Annotated in this window: 18 protein-coding genes and 2 tRNA genes; 16 read left to right on the top strand and 4 right to left on the bottom strand. The window is 37.8% G+C overall.

Annotated elements, in window-relative coordinates; all coding sequences use genetic code 11:
- The first annotated feature begins 24 nt into the window (after positions 1–24).
- From E4O01_RS05845 to E4O01_RS05795, 11 genes are all read left to right on the top strand, one after another.
- Entirely contained in the window at positions 25–717 is a 693-nt protein-coding gene (locus tag E4O01_RS05845; RefSeq protein WP_253687894.1) for an ABC transporter ATP-binding protein, read from the top strand.
- Positions 714–1,151: an FMN-binding protein gene (locus E4O01_RS05840; RefSeq protein WP_253694843.1), complete on the top strand. Its 438-nt coding sequence runs from the start codon at positions 714–716 to the stop codon at positions 1,149–1,151. Before E4O01_RS05845 ends, E4O01_RS05840 begins: the two co-directional genes overlap by 4 nt.
- A 23-nt stretch (positions 1,152–1,174) precedes the next feature.
- Entirely contained in the window at positions 1,175–2,386 is a 1,212-nt protein-coding gene (locus E4O01_RS05835; RefSeq protein ID WP_253694842.1) for an ABC transporter permease, read from the top strand.
- Positions 2,387–2,468: 82 nt separating this feature from the next.
- A complete protein-coding gene (locus E4O01_RS05830; protein WP_253694841.1) occupies positions 2,469–3,140 on the top strand; it encodes a DUF2259 domain-containing protein in 672 nt (223 codons plus the stop codon).
- Between the two features lie 82 nt (positions 3,141–3,222).
- Positions 3,223–4,068 carry a fumarate hydratase gene (locus tag E4O01_RS05825; protein ID WP_253694840.1) on the top strand — a complete coding sequence of 282 codons (846 nt, stop codon included), beginning with the start codon at positions 3,223–3,225 and terminating at the stop codon, positions 4,066–4,068.
- Between the two features lie 15 nt (positions 4,069–4,083).
- A complete protein-coding gene (locus E4O01_RS05820) occupies positions 4,084–4,647 on the top strand; it encodes a Fe-S-containing hydro-lyase (protein WP_253694839.1) in 564 nt (187 codons plus the stop codon).
- Between the two features lie 5 nt (positions 4,648–4,652).
- Positions 4,653–5,669, top strand: coding sequence for an adenylyltransferase/cytidyltransferase family protein (locus tag E4O01_RS05815; protein ID WP_253694838.1), 1,017 nt, complete (start codon positions 4,653–4,655; stop codon positions 5,667–5,669).
- A gap of 194 nt (positions 5,670–5,863) precedes the next feature.
- A complete protein-coding gene (gene citX / locus E4O01_RS05810; protein WP_253694837.1) occupies positions 5,864–7,174 on the top strand; it encodes a citrate lyase holo-[acyl-carrier protein] synthase in 1,311 nt (436 codons plus the stop codon).
- A gap of 52 nt (positions 7,175–7,226) precedes the next feature.
- Positions 7,227–8,519 carry a hypothetical protein gene (locus E4O01_RS05805; protein ID WP_253694836.1) on the top strand — a complete coding sequence of 431 codons (1,293 nt, stop codon included), beginning with the start codon at positions 7,227–7,229 and terminating at the stop codon, positions 8,517–8,519.
- Positions 8,520–8,621: 102 nt separating this feature from the next.
- Positions 8,622–9,644, top strand: coding sequence for a hypothetical protein (locus tag E4O01_RS05800; RefSeq protein WP_253694835.1), 1,023 nt, complete (start codon positions 8,622–8,624; stop codon positions 9,642–9,644).
- A 42-nt stretch (positions 9,645–9,686) separates the two neighbouring features.
- Positions 9,687–11,132, top strand: coding sequence for a hypothetical protein (locus E4O01_RS05795; RefSeq protein ID WP_371819617.1), 1,446 nt, complete (start codon positions 9,687–9,689; stop codon positions 11,130–11,132).
- A gap of 34 nt (positions 11,133–11,166) precedes the next feature.
- Here E4O01_RS05795 and E4O01_RS05790 read toward each other — a convergent pair whose 3' ends face one another.
- Genes E4O01_RS05790 through E4O01_RS05775 form a run of 4 tightly spaced genes read right to left on the bottom strand, consistent with a single transcriptional unit; the run spans position 11,167 to position 14,001 of the window.
- The gene (locus tag E4O01_RS05790) at positions 11,167–11,652 is read right to left on the bottom strand and encodes a SoxR reducing system RseC family protein (RefSeq protein WP_253694833.1); all 486 of its coding nucleotides are present in this window, start codon (positions 11,650–11,652) and stop codon (positions 11,167–11,169) included.
- Positions 11,634–12,437 carry a YmdB family metallophosphoesterase gene (locus E4O01_RS05785; RefSeq protein ID WP_253694832.1) on the bottom strand — a complete coding sequence of 268 codons (804 nt, stop codon included), beginning with the start codon at positions 12,435–12,437 and terminating at the stop codon, positions 11,634–11,636. The genes E4O01_RS05790 and E4O01_RS05785 overlap by 19 nt, the downstream gene beginning before the upstream one ends.
- A gap of 1 nt (position 12,438) precedes the next feature.
- Positions 12,439–12,963, bottom strand: coding sequence for a tetratricopeptide repeat protein (locus tag E4O01_RS05780; RefSeq protein ID WP_253694831.1), 525 nt, complete (start codon positions 12,961–12,963; stop codon positions 12,439–12,441).
- A 3-nt stretch (positions 12,964–12,966) separates the two neighbouring features.
- Positions 12,967–14,001: a polyprenyl synthetase family protein gene (locus E4O01_RS05775; RefSeq protein ID WP_253694830.1), complete on the bottom strand. Its 1,035-nt coding sequence runs from the start codon at positions 13,999–14,001 to the stop codon at positions 12,967–12,969.
- A gap of 110 nt (positions 14,002–14,111) precedes the next feature.
- On the opposite strand from E4O01_RS05775, the gene ligA reads away from it, so the two are divergent.
- The 5 genes from ligA (at position 14,112) to E4O01_RS05750 (ending at position 17,458) form a co-directional block, all read left to right on the top strand.
- Positions 14,112–16,058, top strand: coding sequence for an NAD-dependent DNA ligase LigA (gene ligA / locus E4O01_RS05770; protein WP_253694829.1), 1,947 nt, complete (start codon positions 14,112–14,114; stop codon positions 16,056–16,058).
- A gap of 2 nt (positions 16,059–16,060) precedes the next feature.
- On the top strand, positions 16,061–16,672 hold the full coding sequence (locus E4O01_RS05765; protein WP_253694828.1) for a hypothetical protein: 612 nt from the start codon (positions 16,061–16,063) through the stop codon (positions 16,670–16,672).
- Positions 16,673–16,774: 102 nt separating this feature from the next.
- Positions 16,775–16,849, top strand: a tRNA-Thr gene (locus E4O01_RS05760).
- 6 nt (positions 16,850–16,855) lie between these two features.
- Positions 16,856–16,937 (top strand) — tRNA-Tyr (locus E4O01_RS05755).
- A 74-nt stretch (positions 16,938–17,011) separates the two neighbouring features.
- Positions 17,012–17,458, top strand: coding sequence for a YkgJ family cysteine cluster protein (locus E4O01_RS05750; protein ID WP_253694827.1), 447 nt, complete (start codon positions 17,012–17,014; stop codon positions 17,456–17,458).
- Positions 17,459–17,460: the final 2 nt, after the last annotated feature.

Genomic DNA, 17,460 nt, shown 5'->3' with positions numbered 1-17,460 from the left:
TAAATTTTTAAGGAGAATTAATTTATGAATATTTTAACCTTAACCGAAATTTCTAAAATATACGGAGATCTTAAAGCCCTCGATAAAATAAATTTAACGGTTGAAGAAGGGGAGTGGCTTTCTATAATGGGGCCTTCGGGTTCAGGTAAAACCACTTTGATGAATATAATCGGCTGTATGGATAAGCCTTCTTTAGGAAAGATTGATTTGGCCGGACAGGACATTTCAAAACTTTCTTCTAAAGAGTTGACCATAGTCAGAAGGGACATGATAGGCTTGGTCTTTCAGCAATTTCATCTTGTAAACTATCTTACAGCTCTTGAAAATGTTATGATGGCCCAATACTATCACAGCCTCCCCGATGAAAAGGAAGCCCTTGAAGCCCTTGAAAGTGTGGGCTTAAAAGAAAGAGCTAAGCACCTTCCCAATCAATTATCGGGCGGAGAGCAGCAGCGCGTCTGTATTGCCCGTGCCCTGATAAATCATCCCAAGCTCCTGCTTGCCGATGAGCCCACAGGAAACCTTGACGAAAAAAACGAAAAACTTGTAATGGAAATTTTTGAAAAGCTTCACAATGCCGGAAGTACAATCATAGTTGTAACTCATGATCCTGAAGTTGCAGATCAGGCTGAACGGATGGTTGTTCTTGAGCATGGTAAGATAGCAAGAATCGAAAAAATGAGCAGGGTAAGACCTGCGCGAGGAGAGAATGTATGAAAAATTATAAAATTATTTTGGCTGCACTTTGTGTTACTTGTATTTTTTCTTGTTCAAAACCGGAAACAACGAACACCTTAAAATATAAAGACGGTGTTTATAAAGCTGTTTCGAGTATCAAAGATGATTGGGGCGGAACGGCCGAGGTCGAAATAAAAATCGAAAATAATAAGATTGCCGAATGTATATTTTTGTCTTATGAAAAAGACGGCAAGCTGAAAGGTCCCGATTACGGGAAAACGGACGGTGTTATAAAAAACCTCGGCCTTTATAAGATTGCTCAAGCCTCTGTTTTACGCTCAGCAGAATACGGTAAAAAATTGGTCGAAGCTCAAAACATTGATGAGGTTGATGTAATCGCCGGTGCCTCAATTTCTTATAAACTGTTTAAGGATGCTGTTGAAACTGCATTGAAGGATGCAAAAGAAAATTAAGTATTTTTTTACAATGGGGGTTTATGGAAAATTTACAGATAAGAAAACTGACAGTATTTGAGCTTTCAAAATTAAACATAAAGAGAAAGCCTTTTAGAACTGCAAGCTTAATTATTCTTACGGCTGTTTTAGCCTTTAGTTTATTTGCAGGCAGCTTTTTGGTAAAAAGTTTAAAAGGGGGAATGACATCCCTTTCAAACCGTCTGGGTGCAGATATTATTGTTGTGCCTCAAGGCTATGATTCAAAAATTGAAAGCGCCTTATTGAGAGGGGAGCCGAATAGTTTTTATTTTGATGCGGAAGTAGCGGAACGCATTAAAAAAATTGAAGGTGTTGAACTTGCATCTCCCCAACTTTTTATTGCAACCCTTTCTGCAGGCTGCTGTTCTTTTCCTTTGCAAATTATCGGTATTGATTTTGATTCCGATTTTAATGTAAAACCTTGGCTTAAAAAACAAATAAAACTTCCTCTTTTAGATAATCAAATTGTGGTTGGAAGTAATATATCGGGAGATTATAATTCTCAAGTAAAATTTTTTAATCAGCCCTTTGTTATTGCAGGACGCTTGAGCAAAACCGGAATGGGATTCGATAATTCTATTTTTATGACAATAGAAAATGCAAGAAAACTTGCAAAAGAGTATGAAAGAATTATGCAGCATCCTGTTGTGAAAGATGAAAATTTGATTTCAAGTGTTATGGTAAAAATAAACCCGAGATACGATGTAAAAGCTGTTGCTAAAAAGATAAGGGAAGAATTTAAGGGAGAAGAAATCTATCCTTTAATATCAAAAAGAATGATGACAAATATATCTTCAAGTATTTCAAGCTTGAATATCTATGTTTATATTCTTATTGCAATCCTATGGCTTCTTTCATTTATAGTTTTGGCGGTTTCTTTTTCTTCGATTTTTAATGAGCGCAAAGAAGAATTCGGAATGTTAAGGATAATAGGAAGCACCAAAAAAAAGTTATTTGAGCTTGCAGTTTTGGAGTCTCTTATTATAAGCATGTCGGGAGCGATTATAGGTACAGCTCTATCGTGTTTGATTGTTTTTTTATTTAACCGGGCAATTGTTACAGGAATGAAGCTGCCTTTTTTAAACCCTTCTTTTCTTTGGACTCTTGGGTGCTTTTTTTTAACATTTGTGCTTATTTCGGTAATAGGCCCCTTTGCAGCCCTTAAAACCATGTACAATTTTACAAAAAAAGAACCGGCCTTATCGCAATTTTAGATGCCGGCGTTATTGAAATTGTAAAAAGGCTTTAGTTATTTTTTTTAAAACCGATATTTGATGATAGATGAGAGGTGTTATTATGCGTAAAGTTCTTATTTCTTTTTGTTTTATTGTTTGTTCTTTTTTTCTTTTTGCAGGCGATATTGCTACCTTTGTTAATTTAGGTTTTTCATCTGACGGAAGTAAATTTGCTTTCGGACAATACGGATTAACAGATGAGACCTACCGTGCCTATGCAGAAATTTATGGAGTAGATGTAGCAGAAAATAAGTTTTTGCCTTCGGGCCGCTTTATAACAAGTCCGACCTCAGAGACAGCCGACAAAGAAAGTAAAAATATATTTTTAAACCTCTTAGACAGGGCTAATTTTTCTCTTTCAAAATGGAATATAAGCGATAAAAATGAAGGCAGGGCTATTTATTCGGCCACAAATTCTACAATAAACGAAACAACCTTGATCTTTAAAGATTTTGAAACCAATGATGAGTACAAGGTAATGCTCTACAAGGATAAAAAATCCAATTTAGAAGCTTCTTTTTATATTGAAGTTGAAATAATCAAACCCAACGGCAATAAGATAAAAAAATCAACAGGTCAAAAAGGAAAGATCAGATCAGGTGTACGCGATTATGCAATCAAAAAAGTAATCATCGATAATACAAACACAAGCCTCATCTTTGTAATCGAAAAACATCAATACGATAAAACAGGAAATTCCATCAGATATATGGTGGAGACAATTAAACTGTAAGTCTATCCCGCATCAATTGACAGTAATCTTTTAATGTTCTATAATTACCCCCAAGAAATAACTTTTGGGGGTATTTTTGAGTATGCACATTGTAGAAGCAAAAAAAATTACGGAAGAAGTTAAGAGGATGGCTATTGAAGCTGCCTATTATCTTCCGCAAGATGTGTTAACAAGTTTAAAGATGTCGCGGGAAGCCGAAAAATGGAACTTAGCCCGTGATACTCTCGATCAGATTATAGAAAACGCCGATATTGCAAAAAGAACGAATTCGCCCATGTGCCAAGATACGGGAATGGCCGTAATCTTTGTTACGATCGGACAAGATGTACACATTGAAGGCGGCTACATTGAAGACGCTATCAATGAGGGTGTAAGGCAGGGCTACATGGAAGGCTATTTAAGAAAATCCGTTGTTGCCGATCCGGTTTACAACAGGGTAAACACAAAGGATAATACGCCTGCCGTAATTCATTATAATATTGTTCCCGGCGATAAGCTTCATATTATGTTTGCAGGCAAGGGCTTCGGCTCCGAGAACATGTCCCGCCTTGCAATGCTTAAACCATCCGACGGTCTTGAGGGTGTAAAAAAATTCATATTGGAAACTGTAGAACTTGCAGGGCCCAACCCCTGTCCTCCCATAGTAGTGGGTGTCGGAATAGGAGGCACTGTAGATAAGGTAACCTTGATAGCCAAAAAAGCCTTGATGAGACCGATGGATAGTTATAACCCTGATCCTTTCTATGCAGATTTAGAAAAAGAAATGCTTGAAAAAGTAAACGCCTTAGGAATCGGCCCCCAAGGTTACGGCGGAAAAACTACAGCTTTGCGTGTTCTAATTGAAACCTATCCTACACATATTGCAGGTCTTCCTATTTGTGTAAATATAAACTGTCATGCAACACGCCATAAGGAAGTTACTTTATAAGGGAGGATGAGGAAAATGTCTGAAATGAAAAAACTTACAACACCCCTTACGAGGGAAGATTTAAAAGATGTTAAGGCCGGAGATATTGTTTTATTAACGGGCTATATTTATACAGGGCGGGATGCAGCTCATAAACGCCTATGCGAGCTTTTGGAAAAGGGTGAAAAACTCCCCATAGATGTCAAAGGCTCCGTCATGTACTATGTGGGCCCCAGCCCTGCAAAGCCCGGAGAACCCATAGGTTCTGCAGGCCCCACCACCAGCTACCGCATGGACGCCTATACCCCTCAGCTTTTAGATGAGGGGCTCATGGCCATGGTCGGAAAGGGAAAAAGAAACGATGAGGTAGTTGCAAAAATAATAGAGCATGGAGCCTGTTATTTTGCCGCTATAGGAGGAGCTGCAGCCCTAATCAAAAGCCGAATTAAATCGGCTGAGGTTATCTGCTATGAAGATTTGGGAGCTGAAGCTGTCCGTAAGCTCTATGTTGAAGACTTCCCTGTAACATGCATCATCGATTCTAAGGGGAATAACCTTTACAAGCTGGGCCGTGAAGAGTATTTAAAAAGCCTCAACTAAGGTAAATGACTAATTTACAAAAAATCAATTTAGAAATAAAGAGCCGGAAAGAAGAGTTTTCGGCTCTTTTAAAAGAAAGCGGCCTTATTGAAGATTCTCTTGAAAGTGTTTACGGCATCTTTGATGAGGCCGATAATTTGGCCGCCTGCGGAGGGCGTGAAAAAAATATTTTAAAATGCTTTGCCGTCAAGGATGAATTTAAGGGCATCGGCCTTACCGATGAGATTCTTTCAGCCCTCTTAAAGGAAGCCTACGGCGAGGGTTATAAATCTTTTTTTATATTTACAAAAAGATCAAGCGTTTCATTTTTTACGGGGGCAGGTTTTATAAGCTTAGCCTCATCGGATGACTCTGCCTTATTATATAGAGGAGAAAAAACTGTAGAAGAGGTTTTAAAGAATGAGCTTCTTTCCCTTTGCCCCGGCGATATAAAGGAAACCGAAAACGCTGCAATAGTTATGAATGCAAATCCATTTACCCTTGGGCATAGGTACTTAATAGAAAAGGCTTTAGAATACTGCGGAACCGATAAACGCCTTTTAGTTTTTGCTGTTGAAACAGATAAAAGTTTTTTTTCTTTTCAAGACCGCTTTATGCTTATCAAAAAAAATACTGAAGACTTAAAAAATGTAATAGTGCTTCCCTCATCTCAGTTTTTAATAAGTTCTGCAACCTTTCCGTCTTATTTTTTAAAAGAAAAAACTTTGATTAGCAAAAATCAAACCCAGCTCGATGCAAGGATATTTTTAAAATACTTTGTACCTATATTTAATATTAAAACCCGCTTTTTGGGAGATGAGCCCTTGGATCCGAGTACGGAAATATATAATCAAACCCTGTTAAAAGAACTCCCGCCCCAATGCGAGGTAAAAATAATTGAACGGAAAAAAACTCATAACAACAAAATAATTTCTGCAACTAGAGTAAGAAGTGCATTTCAAAATAATAGTCTTGAAGAAGTACGCTCATTTTTACCGGAAGCGACTTATAATTTTCTAAGTTCTTTAAAAGAAAAAGACTGATTATTTTGAAAAGTTTTTATGGGAGATTCGATAAACATTACGGCTTGAAATACAAGCCTCCATGTTTATCTTCGAGTTTTGTGCTTTGCACAAAACATCGCGTTATTGTATGTAGTTTTGCAAAAGCAAAACTACTTGAAAAAACTTTTTTCGCAAATTGATATTTGCTGCAAAAAGTTTTTATGGGGGAAAAGATGAGCCTGTCCTTATTGGAAAAAAGAGAAAAGACCGATGTTTTTGAAAAAGAGCTTTTAAGCCGTTTTCCGTCTTCAAGCCTTGTAGTGATAAGGGCAAATATTCCGGGTGAGAAAAAAGGTTCAATCGAATCGAATTGGATTGTATACCGCATTTTTTTGGAATGTAAAAAAAAGATGAACCCCGTCAAAATTTTTCACTCTTACACGGATGAAGAAGGCTTAATCTTTTTTTTGATTGTAAATGCCCCTCCATTGGAAGTAAAATCTTTAAGCATACAAATTGAAAATACCGAAGCTTTAGGTCGTCTTGCCGATATCGATGTTTTAACTGCGGAAAAACTTTTTTCGCGCAATGATTTCCCCCAAAATAATAAGAGGCGGAAATGTTTTTTATGCGAAAAAGATGCCGTGATCTGTGCGAGGAGCCGTGCTCATTCCCAAAAAGAAATAATGGATTTTATCTTAAAAAAAGTTCATGAAGATTGGTCTTACGACCTGTCTAACGACGGGGATATTTTTGAGCTTTTGGGTAATTTAACCGAAAGCTCCCTACTTGCAGAGCTTTGCCGTCCATTAGGCTTCGGCTGTGTTACGGTTAATTCTCAAGGCTCCCACAAGGATATGGACTTTTTACTCATGCTCGGATGTATTCCCCTAATCGGGAATGCAATTAAAAATTTAAGTGCAAAAGATTGTGTTTCCTTTGAAGCCTTGCGCGAATACGGAAAAAAACAAGAAGAATGCCTATTCGATTTAACGGGAGGAGTAAACACCTATAAGGGAGCTTTATTTTTACTTCTTATTTTGAACGCCTGCACCTTTCGCATAATAAAAGGAAAAAAAACATTTGCCGATTTAAGCAGGGAAATAGCAGCCTTTTCTTTTCCCTTAAAAAAAGATTTTGAACTTAAAGCCTGTTCCTCGGCCTCCTTACAAGCCTTTAGTAATTTAGGTAGCGGGGGAGTGAGGGGCTTGGCCCTCTCAGGCTTTGCAGAGCACTTTCAAGTTTGGCTCCCCCTTTATAAAAAAACTTTTTTAGAGGGGGATAACTTTGCAAAAATTATTGTCAAGATGATTGAAACAACTTGCGACACTACGATTATAAAACGCAAAGGAGAAAACACTTTACATGAAGTACAAAAAAAAGCTCACAGTCTCCTTTCCATAGAGGAAGAATGGCCGGTTCAAGAAACTGCTATTACCGAATTTTCTGCATGGTGCGAAAAAAACAATATATCTACAGGCGGAACAGCCGATAAGATTATTGTTTTGTATAATCTAAAGTTGATAAGAGAGATTTTTGCTTGACAAAATTAATAAAAACCCATAAAATTAAACGATTTAAAAGGAGAGTTTTTAAATGAAAAAACATTTTTTTAATTTGGTTGTATTTACAATTATTGTAAGTACTTTGTTTACAGGATGTGAGACAGTCGGAAGCGGAAAGGGAGGCAAACAGCCTTATTTTAGTGAAAAAAATGAGCAAAAGCCTCTTAAGCCGAATCAAAAAATCGGATTTACAACCGAAGGCCTATCGGAAAAAATCCAATTTACAAAAGACGGTAAAAGGCTTATGCTTCCTTTTGCTTACCAAGAAGCCGAAAAGGTTTTTGGATTTGATAAAGAAGAAATTGAAGGGTTAAATTCAAATTCTGGAAATAAGTTTTGGTACAGGATGAATAAGGTCTTAAATACTAATGAAAAACAGTTTGCTTCTGGTGCTTTTAATGCTAACAACGGAATGGGGAATGTCCTTTATATTTTATACCTTGCCGATTTTATCAATATGTATGAGGCTAAGATTTCTTCAATGGTCGATATGACAAATGCCCCCGATTGGTTTAAAGAAGTATTGGAGTACCGCAAAACCGTTCCCAATTACGGTAAAACCGATTTAGACTTGGAGCTTGGTAAATTTATATTTACTGCAAACCCCGGAGATAAGTCGGTCCGTCTTTCCTGGATAAATATTCCGGCAATTAAAAAAATTGTTATAAAAAAAGGCATAGGAGATGAGGGTTTTGAAATTTTAAAGACTTTTGAAGATGGCTCCACGGAATTTACGGTAAAAAACTTGGAAAATTTAAAACAGCATAGTTTTGGTATCGAAGGATTTGACGAAAAAGATGAGCGCATCTTGCGAAAATGGATTGTTGTAACCGTTGGTTCAAATATTCCGGAAAATTATGCCGATAAACCTTCGGCTTTTATAAATAAGAAGGCCGATTTACTTCTTAATTCGAAATATAAAATAGGCTATAGAACAGATTCGAAAAAAATAAATAAGATTTATTTTTATAATAAGGATAATGAGTGCAATATAATTTTTCCGTCTTATCAAGATAGTGAAGATTTATTCAAATATACAGATAGGGAAAAAACAAATTTTAAGAAAAAACAAAGCACTCAATGGGTTTGGCTTAGACTTAATAAAATATTAAATTACGGCAAAAACTACCCTTATTCTTCCGCTGAAATAAACGACTGGGGCGGTAATGTTCTATGGCTCCTTTATTGTGCCGATTTTTTAAATATCTATCAAAAAAAGCTACCCAATATGGTCGATTTATCGAATGCTCCTGATTGGTTTAAGGCTTTGATGGAGCAAAGAAAAGATTCGCCCGATTCTTATGTAAAGGATGAGTATAAATAGTTTTTGAAAAATCCTTTCTGCCTGTGATTAGCAGGCGGAAAGGATTTTTAGTAATACTGATTAAATTTTAAAATGAGCGATATAATAAAAAGGAGAAACCTCTTGGGAAAACTTTTACACATTGGAATGCTGGCATTTTTAGGTATCTCATTTGCTTGTGCCGCCTACTACCTGTATCACAATTATAAAAATACAATTGTCAACGGAAAAAGATTAATTGATGAACCTGTGAATGAAAATACAAAAGCCGGCAAATTGAGCATAGGGGAAATTTTTGTGTACGGTTTGATGTTTGTAATAGCAATTCTTTTTATAATACAGATTATATACAAGGGTACAAAATTTCCGTCGGCAACAGCTGTTTTAATAAGAACCATATTCCTTGTTCCGATTATGGCTGTGTTTAATGCTAGAAAGCGTACAGGTAAAGCAATGGTTGCTCTTTTCGGCTCTTTATTGTTCTTACTCTTTTGCATGATGACATATCTTATTATCGGCTTACCTGTAAAATCCCCCATACTCACCATAAATAACACAAAAATAAAATTGGGGCAAACCATAGTCAAAGAACTTATGAATGACGGCTTTGACATCTATATGGAAACGGGACATGCGACAATGTCGGATCATAGAGACTTTCCTTATTCGGATGAATTTGAAAAATATTCCGATTCAATGGACATTTCTATCGCAAAAGGTTACCATTGGCAGAGTACGAAGATTGTTCCTTATTCCAAAGGAGTTTTGGCGAAAAACAATATGGCGATTGCCGAAATTATATTCTACGGAAACATGAAAAAAGACACTCCGCTGCAAGACTGTAGTATCATTCATTTTACGGTAAAAAGTTTTTATATTGAAAAAATGAAAAAAGAAGGAATATCTATGAAGTTAAACGGAGTAGATCTTTTTTCCAAGATTGAAATGGACACAATGAAAAAAACTTTCGCTCGTAAAATATTTAGACCGAACAAAATAGAAACGGATAAGCGTTATATAATTTCATGGGACAGCCGCAGCCATCATTTGTTTTATAATTCCTATGCTGCAACTATCGATATGGACGATGATTATTTTGCAAATGATATTGAACTCGTATGCCAAATTGCAAGAGAGGCGGATTGATAAACATATCCTGTTAAGTTCATCCTCTATTTATCCGATACTGTGAATATGGGCAGCTTTAATTTAAAACTTAAAAAATATGTTTTTCTTTTGTTTTTCGTTCTTTGTTCCGTTTACGGAGATGAAAAAATAGATATATCCTATGAAGACTCTTATTCGCAAGGGGATAACGGTATTATTCCTCTTGTTCCGCTTGAAAGAGTACCCGACTCTGCCTTGATTAGAAGAGATATAGCAAGATCATGGCTTTTAGAAAAGCCTGAAGAAATTGCAACCAATCATTTACAAATTGAGGCGGATTCTGCCGGAAATCTTTTTAAAGTAAGGCCCGTATATCTAAAAGAAAAAAATCTCCTTGCCGTAGTTATAAGCCCTATAGATACCGAGTTTTCAAATCTCGAAAAGGTTCCGCAGGGAACATGGATTTTATATAGAAATTATGAAACCGGAGCTCTTGAGTGTATTAAAATTTATCCTCGTGAAAATCCTGAGCTTTATTTGAGTATAAGACCGGCTCAGGTTAAGGGGCGTTCTCTTATAAGTATTTGCCTGTTTAATGCCTATGTACGAAAAGATATATCAGTTGGTATTCCGTTCGAAAATTTATATTATCTTTCTCTTTTAGAATTACGCTCTATTACAAAAGAAATGCTTCCATGGGATATATTTAACCCTCCGATTTTTTATAACGGTGTAGAAGCTGCTTCCGATACCATCAGAGACAGATTAAAAACATTGGTATTTATTGAAGACGGCGGTTTTGACGAATTCGGTAAACCGGTCCATTTAACGGATGGAAGGGCTCAAACTGAGGACGATATTGTTAAAGCCATTAGACCGGATCAAAGACTTAAAGACGTAAAAGGCGGAGTAAACTGTTCAGGTTTTGCAAAATGGATAGTAGACGGAATGATTAGGCCGATAGCAGGGCAGGGTATTTTTATTAAGAGTCTTAGAACTAAAACCGATGTACCCGATACTTATTTTACAAAACCATATAAGGATAAAGACTTGCATTTCGGGCTTGAATGGATACGCAATCTGGCGGCCGCAGCTTTAAGCTTAAACGTAAAGCGCACAATAAAACCGATAGTCTCAGGTGTTGACGTTATGATAGAACCCTTTGCCCTTGTGCCTCCCATAAGACAAAAAAATATGAAGCAGGATTTTGCTTCGTTTAAAGGATACGAGAAAACTGCCGGCTATCAAACTCCCTATTTACAAGCTCTTCTTTATTATCTTGCAATAAGTGAGCCCGGCCATTTTTATCTTGGAGCCGTAAGCCGGGAAAAAGGAAATCCTCCTTTGCGTCAGTATCACCATATTGCAGCCTTTTTTCCTTATTTTGATGTTTTCGGGAATTTTCATATCGATGTATATGAAAGCGGAAAAGAAACTTCGATAGAAGAATTTATGAGTCTAAACTCCGATGCCTTTACAGCCTTGGTAAGAATCAGGGCTCCCCAGCCCGGAGTATTCAATCCGTAAGTAAAAATCGGTTTAGGCTGCCTGATTAATGAACCTACAGGCGGCCTATTACTTGAGGCAGGGCCTTATCTCCCATTTTATTTTTTAATAGGAAGGCTAGGGCTGTTCCTATTATGAGCCCTAAAAAAAGACCGCCTACAATTGCTTTTTCGGTGTGAAAAAAGAGGTAAGAGCTTAAGCTTAAAATAAATGCGAGGAGGATAGGAAGGATAACCGAAGAAAGGGCTTGAAGTCTTGTTTGATTTTCCTTAATTTCGACAATAACCGGGTCTCCTTTTTTTAAACTTTTACCGCTTTTGTTTAAGGCAGTAATCTTATTTCCGCTTACGGCTAAAAGACCTGTTTCCTTGTTTTTTCCGGCAAAGCCGCAACCTCCGCATGTTGCACAGCTTTTTACCGCATAGCAATCTTTTTGTTTTATAGCGCAGGACTCTTCAGTTTGGGAATTATCCAAATCTATGTTTATCTTTTCCATATTTTTATCAGTCCATACTGAGGTAACTATTCCGTGTCTTTGCAAAGTTCTGACTCCTCAAAAATTCTTTTTATTTCTATAGCGTTTCCGTCATTATCCGTTTTTATAAAGAGCCCTTGAAGAGTAGGCCGAGCCCATGCATCCTTCCCAAAATCAGGAAGACATGTTCGGTACTCCCTTATCTTATCTTCAATTGAATAGCCTCCGACAGAATTAAGGCTCCCCGTTCTGCCTGCATCTGTTATATAGGCGGTTTTATTTTCTAAAATACATTCATCGGCTGTCTGTACTTTTGTACCCGAGCCTACAATGGCTGAAACCTTTCCTGAAAGTAAAAAACCAAGGGCTTGCTTTTCGGCAGTTGCAAATGAAGAAAAATCTACAAAGATATGGTCGGTTTCTTCTTTTAATTGGGAAACAAGTTTTTCGGTTTCAGTAAATGGATTTTCCGCCATAATTTTATGTCTGCCTATTCTTCCGATAGCAGAAACAACGGCTATTTTTTTATTTATTTTTAAACTAAAAATTTTCCATCCGCGGCCGGGAGATTCCGAAGGTAAATTAAATGGGCGCAGCACATGGGGCGTTTTAGGAAGGTAATCCACCAAGTCTTTTTTTTGAAAGATTAAGTCCCCTGAGGTTATACAGTCAATGCCTAATTTTTTTAGGTATACGGCATGCTGCTTTCCAAGGCCTCCTGAGCCTGTAGCAGAGTTTGCATTGGCAATAACAAAATCAGCCTTATATTTTTCTTTTAGATTTGAAAGTTGTGTTTTTATAAGACGTACTCCTGCTTTGCCTGTAATTTCAGCAATATATAGAATATTCATTTTATTCTTGATAATCCATTTCTTTTAAAATCTTATTGCATTTTTCGGCTAAATTATCCATACCCAATTCAAGATAGGTATCACGCAAATTAAATACAGCATCTCCCATTTCGGGGTCAAGGGTAACGGCCGATTCAAAGGCTCTTCTTGCAGCCTTATAGTTTTCCTTGTTAAATAAAACCGTTCCGTAATTGTTCCAAACACGGCCGTTTTCGGGTTCAAGTTTTAAGGCGCTTTCAAAGGCTCTTTCGGCCTGATCGATGTCTCCGGTTTCAAACAAAACAAGGCCTAAAGAATCCCAAGCATCTGCCTCGTAGGGATTGTATTTTAAAGATTGAAAAAGGGCAAATTTACTGTCGTTTTGTCTTTTGGCCGCATAATAGCTTAAACCGAGGTTAAGCCACATGAGGCTGTTGTCCGGTTCAAGGGCAAGTCCTTTTTTTAAGCAGGCTATGGCTTCGTTATGAAACCCCTGCATCGACATGCTGACTCCCGTATCGTTAAAAAATTGAGCCGATTCTTGCATTTTCTACCTCAATATCATGTTAAACAAATCGAAGATAAGTTCTTTTGCTTCGTTTTGTTTGTAATTATTTTGAAGCTTTATCAATGAAGCTTCTACAATCTTTTTACCGTAATCTTCGGCCCTTTTTACGGCCCTTGAAGAAGAAATAGCCGAAATACACTCTTCTACAGCCGGAGAATCTATTCCTTCCTTGGCTGCCTGTTTAAATAAAAGCTTTATTTTTTCGGCGCCTTGAGGATTTTCTTCTGCATAAAAAATTACCGGTAGGCTTTTTTTGCCTTCGATTATGTCGTCTCCGCGCTTTTTACCTGCATTTCCTTCGGTAATATTTTTGACATCATCCAATATCTGAAAACCTATTCCCATATCGGTCATAAGTTTTCCGTATTCCAAAACCTCATTCATAGACTTATCGGCAGCTATGAATCCCAACTCTCCTGCCAGTTTTGCAAGCGAGCCGGTTTTTAGGCTTATCATTGTTATGTATTGATCGATGGACGGAATGATATCGGGATTTGAATGCCAGCCTATATCCATCGACTGCCCTAAGTGAAGCCTTCTTAAATTTTGAGAATAAAGCGAGTATATTCCGGCCCTTACCGATTCGGATGTCTTGTAATTGATCAGGGGATTAAGGGCTTCAAAATAGAGCCATGAGGCTGAATTTAAGGCCGTATCAAGCCCGTATTTTATGTGAGCAGCCGGAGCCCCTCTGCGGGTCTCGGACTTGTCTTCTATATCGTCATGAACAAGGCTTGCCGTATGGCAAAACTCTATGAGGGGGGTAAGGGGGTAGGCCTTTTCGGGATCGCCTTCGGCCAATTCACATGAAAGCACACATAGAAGGGGCCTCCACCTTTTTCCGCCTCTCTTTACCAAATCCCTTACAGGGTTAATTATATTTAAAAAAAAGTCATCGGACAAATTTGCATTTAATTCGCCGAAACTTTGAGAAATCCAAGAGGATGTTACATTTTCGGGTAAAAATAAATCAAGAGTCTTTTCGATATTTTCAAGCCGCTTTTTTAATTCACTCATTACCTCACAATATATCACAAAAGAGTAAAATTGGCAATTGATTTTAAAGTATACTTTATTTTTATATGCTGTTGTGATATAATGCTAAAAACAATGGTGAGCAAATAAATATGTCAACAACTGAAGAAAAAAGAATTTTAGACCTTGAAAAAACTATTAAAAGGCATCAAGACCTTTATTATAATGCCCAGCCTGAAATTTCGGATGCGGAATTCGATGCTCTTTGGGACGAGTTAAGGGAACTGGATCCTCAAAATAAACTTTTTTTTACCGTTCCTTTGGAGTCTACCGACGGTTTTCCAAAGTCCGAACACATCATTCCAATGGGAAGCCAGGAAAAGGCTGCCGATCCGCCTTCTTTTGAAGCCTGGGCCTTAAAGATGCCCTTTAAAGAATATATCGTGCAATATAAAATGGACGGAGCGAGCCTTGAGCTTCAATATGAAGAAGGCCGCTTTGTGCGTGCAGTTACCAGAGGCGACGGAAAAATCGGAGACGATATAACCGAGAATGTGCTTAAAATGAAGGGTCTCATAAAAAACATCTCAGTAAAAGGCAGTTCCGGTGCCGATGGGGGTAAACCCTTTTCGGGAGGAATAAGGTGCGAGGTTATAATGCTCCGCTCCGTTCATCAAAAATACTTTAAGGATAAGGCTAATTGCCGAAATGCCGCAAACGGGCTTATGAAAAAAAAGACCGGGGAAATGTGCGAGCACTTAAACCTCTTTGCCTATGATGCCGTCCAAGGAAGCATAGGCCGCCCCTTTACGGGAGAAGCCCCATTTAAAACCGAATCCGAAAAACTCGATTGGCTTAAAGAAGCGGGATTTACTTGTGTTGAAGTAAAATACTGTAAAAGCATTGATGAGGTAATAGAATACAGGGCCCATGTTATGGATATCCGTCCTTCCTTGGACTACGATATAGACGGCCTTGTAATAAAAAACGATACAATCGATCCTGATGACATGAAAAGAGCCCGCCCCGAAAAGCAGATCGCCTTTAAGTTCAGCCTAGAAGAAGCCGTTACCATTTTAAAAGAAATCGAATGGAGCGAGTCGGGGGCAACCTATACCCCAATAGCCCTTATCGAGCCGGTACGCCTTGCAGGCACTACGGTAAAAAGAGCAAGTCTTGCAAACCCGAACATAATCAAGGCCCTCAACTTGAAAATCGGAAGCCATGTAGTGGTAACCAAGAGGGGGGAGATAATTCCTAAAATAGAAGGCCTTGCAGATAACCCTCCGGATGCTAAAGAAATAGAATATCCCGATACCTGCTCTGTCTGCGGTACCCCCCTTACCAATGAGGGAACGAGGCTTTATTGCCCCAATATGAGCTGTCCTAAGCTTATTCATCACCGAATCGAAAAATGGATAAGCGTTCTCGACATAAGAGATTTCGGCATTACCCTCATAAAAAGGCTTTTTGATATGGGACGTGTCAATTCCATTACTGACCTATACACCCTCAGCATTGAAGAATTGGCGGCTATAGACCGCATGGGAAAGCTCTCTGCCGAAAAGGTCTATAAGGCCCTTCATTCCAAAAAAGAAATAAGCTTAACTAAATTTATTGCAGGCTTTGATATAGAAGGAATCGGCGAAACCATGGTCGAAAAGCTTGAAGAAGCCGGTTTTGATGATTTGGATAAACTTCTTAAAGCCTCAGAAGAAGATTTTGCAAATGTTTATCAGTTCGGGCAGGTACTATCCCGTACATTGGTAACCAATCTTTCGATCTTAAAAGATGAGATGACAGGATTAATCGATAAGGGCTTTATAAAAATTAAGCCCCCCCTTTCAGCTGAAGAAGGAGCCGTTTTAAAGGGTTTGAGTTTTTGCTTTACAGGGGAGCTTAATACGATGAAGAGAGCTCAAGCTGAAGTCTTGGTAAAAGAGAAGGGCGGAACAGTAAAATCCTCCGTTGTAAAGGGCCTAAGTTATCTTGTAACCAATACCCCCGATTCGGGTTCATCTAAAAACAAAAAAGCCCAAGAATTGGGAACAGCTATCATAACCGAAGAAGCATTTTTAAAACTCATCGGGAAGGTATAACTTTGCTTTTAAAAAGAAAAAAAAGATTTTTGATTATTTTTTTATCCGTCTCATTTTTGTTTTTTTTAATTTTCGGAGCTGCAGATTTTTATGCAGATAAATTAAATTCCATCGAAAAACAAATCTCCGAGTCCGGTTTTACCGTATACAATACCGGTACCGTAATAAAAACTTTCGGACAAAATACCGAAACGGTAAGCGCCGTTATTTCTTTTTTTACACCCAAAGGAGAGCTCATAAATAGTTATGAAAGGGCATGGCATGGACAAGAACTTAATTTGGAATGCATAGTTTTTACATTTAAGACAGGTCCAATAGTTTTTCCGTATAGAATTTTTTCGGATGAATCAAAACAAGGAACGGGTTTAAACCTCTTTAATTATTATAACCGCGGCGGCTTTCCTGCAATTTATGACTATACTTTTTTTTCAAAAGAAGAAAAAGCTCTTATAAAAGAGCTTTATGGATATACGGTATTTTCCCCTTATCTTTTAAAACTCTTTTCTTCTGCAAAGATAAAAACCGTCATTTTGCGTAATTTTAAACCCGATACCGAATATCTTTTATATGCGGAGTCAAACGGAGAAATCAAATTTATAAGAGGCGGACTCTAAAAACATCGGTTTTTACACGATACCCTAAAAATTATCTAAAATTTTCATTAAAACCTCTTGACAAAATTCGGTTTATCGAGTAAACTCCCCTTTGTTGTCTATGCCAACTTAGCTCAGCTGGTCCAGAGCACGTGATTTGTAATCTCGGGGTCTAGGGTTCGAATCCCTAAGTTGGCTTTTTATGGGGAGTTTCCCGAGCGGTCAAAGGGGGCAGACTGTAAATCTGTTGGCTATGCCTTCCAAGGTCCGAATCCTTGACTCCCCATTTTAGGGATTGTTTTAAATCTTTTGATAAAAAAGATCTTGAAACAATCCCTTTTTTGTTTTATACTATTATTTATGAATAATAAATTCTGGAAAGACGGTTTACATTTTTCATGCACAAGATGTTCGGCCTGTTGCCGATTTGATCCGGGATTTGTGTTTTTGTCCGAACATGATCTTTTAAGATTATTGGAATGGACAGCTATGCAGAAAGACGAATTTATAAAAGTGTATTGCCGCTGGGTTCCTAAAGAGGACGGTTTTGAATACCTATCTTTAAAGGAAAAATCCAATTATGACTGTATACTTTGGGATGAGGGATGTAAGGCTTATACTGCAAGACCTCGACAATGTTCGGACTTTCCTTTTTGGAATTCGGTTTTAAGTTCAAAAGATATGTGGGATATAAATGCCCAATATTGTCCCGGCATGGGAAAAGGTGAATTTTATTCTGCCGAAAAAATTGAAAAAATTCTTACAAGGCGAAAGGCTGAGCCCTGTATTAAGCGGAGAGTAGATTAAGT

Origin of the sequence: Treponema sp. OMZ 790 (assembly GCF_024181285.1) — a bacterium.
In the GTDB taxonomy this organism is placed as follows: domain Bacteria; phylum Spirochaetota; class Spirochaetia; order Treponematales; family Treponemataceae; genus Treponema_B.
Note: the sequence above shows the minus strand (reverse complement) of the source record. Positions and strands in the feature narration are given on the sequence as shown.

What these genes read in the sequence shown, in the direction of transcription:
- E4O01_RS05845 (WP_253687894.1), top strand. Translation starts at nt 25, where the DNA reads ATGAATATTTTAACCTTAACCGAAATTTCTAAAATATACGGAGATCTT.
- E4O01_RS05840 (WP_253694843.1), top strand. Translation starts at nt 714, where the DNA reads ATGAAAAATTATAAAATTATTTTGGCTGCACTTTGTGTTACTTGTATT.
- E4O01_RS05835 (WP_253694842.1), top strand. Translation starts at nt 1,175, where the DNA reads ATGGAAAATTTACAGATAAGAAAACTGACAGTATTTGAGCTTTCAAAA.
- E4O01_RS05830 (WP_253694841.1), top strand. Translation starts at nt 2,469, where the DNA reads ATGCGTAAAGTTCTTATTTCTTTTTGTTTTATTGTTTGTTCTTTTTTT.
- E4O01_RS05825 (WP_253694840.1), top strand. Translation starts at nt 3,223, where the DNA reads ATGCACATTGTAGAAGCAAAAAAAATTACGGAAGAAGTTAAGAGGATG.
- E4O01_RS05820 (WP_253694839.1), top strand. Translation starts at nt 4,084, where the DNA reads ATGTCTGAAATGAAAAAACTTACAACACCCCTTACGAGGGAAGATTTA.
- E4O01_RS05815 (WP_253694838.1), top strand. Translation starts at nt 4,653, where the DNA reads ATGACTAATTTACAAAAAATCAATTTAGAAATAAAGAGCCGGAAAGAA.
- citX (WP_253694837.1), top strand. Translation starts at nt 5,864, where the DNA reads ATGAGCCTGTCCTTATTGGAAAAAAGAGAAAAGACCGATGTTTTTGAA.
- E4O01_RS05805 (WP_253694836.1), top strand. Translation starts at nt 7,227, where the DNA reads ATGAAAAAACATTTTTTTAATTTGGTTGTATTTACAATTATTGTAAGT.
- E4O01_RS05785 (WP_253694832.1), bottom strand. Translation starts at nt 12,437, where the DNA reads ATGAATATTCTATATATTGCTGAAATTACAGGCAAAGCAGGAGTACGT.
- E4O01_RS05780 (WP_253694831.1), bottom strand. Translation starts at nt 12,963, where the DNA reads ATGCAAGAATCGGCTCAATTTTTTAACGATACGGGAGTCAGCATGTCG.
- E4O01_RS05775 (WP_253694830.1), bottom strand. Translation starts at nt 14,001, where the DNA reads ATGAGTGAATTAAAAAAGCGGCTTGAAAATATCGAAAAGACTCTTGAT.
- ligA (WP_253694829.1), top strand. Translation starts at nt 14,112, where the DNA reads ATGTCAACAACTGAAGAAAAAAGAATTTTAGACCTTGAAAAAACTATT.
- E4O01_RS05750 (WP_253694827.1), top strand. Translation starts at nt 17,012, where the DNA reads ATGAATAATAAATTCTGGAAAGACGGTTTACATTTTTCATGCACAAGA.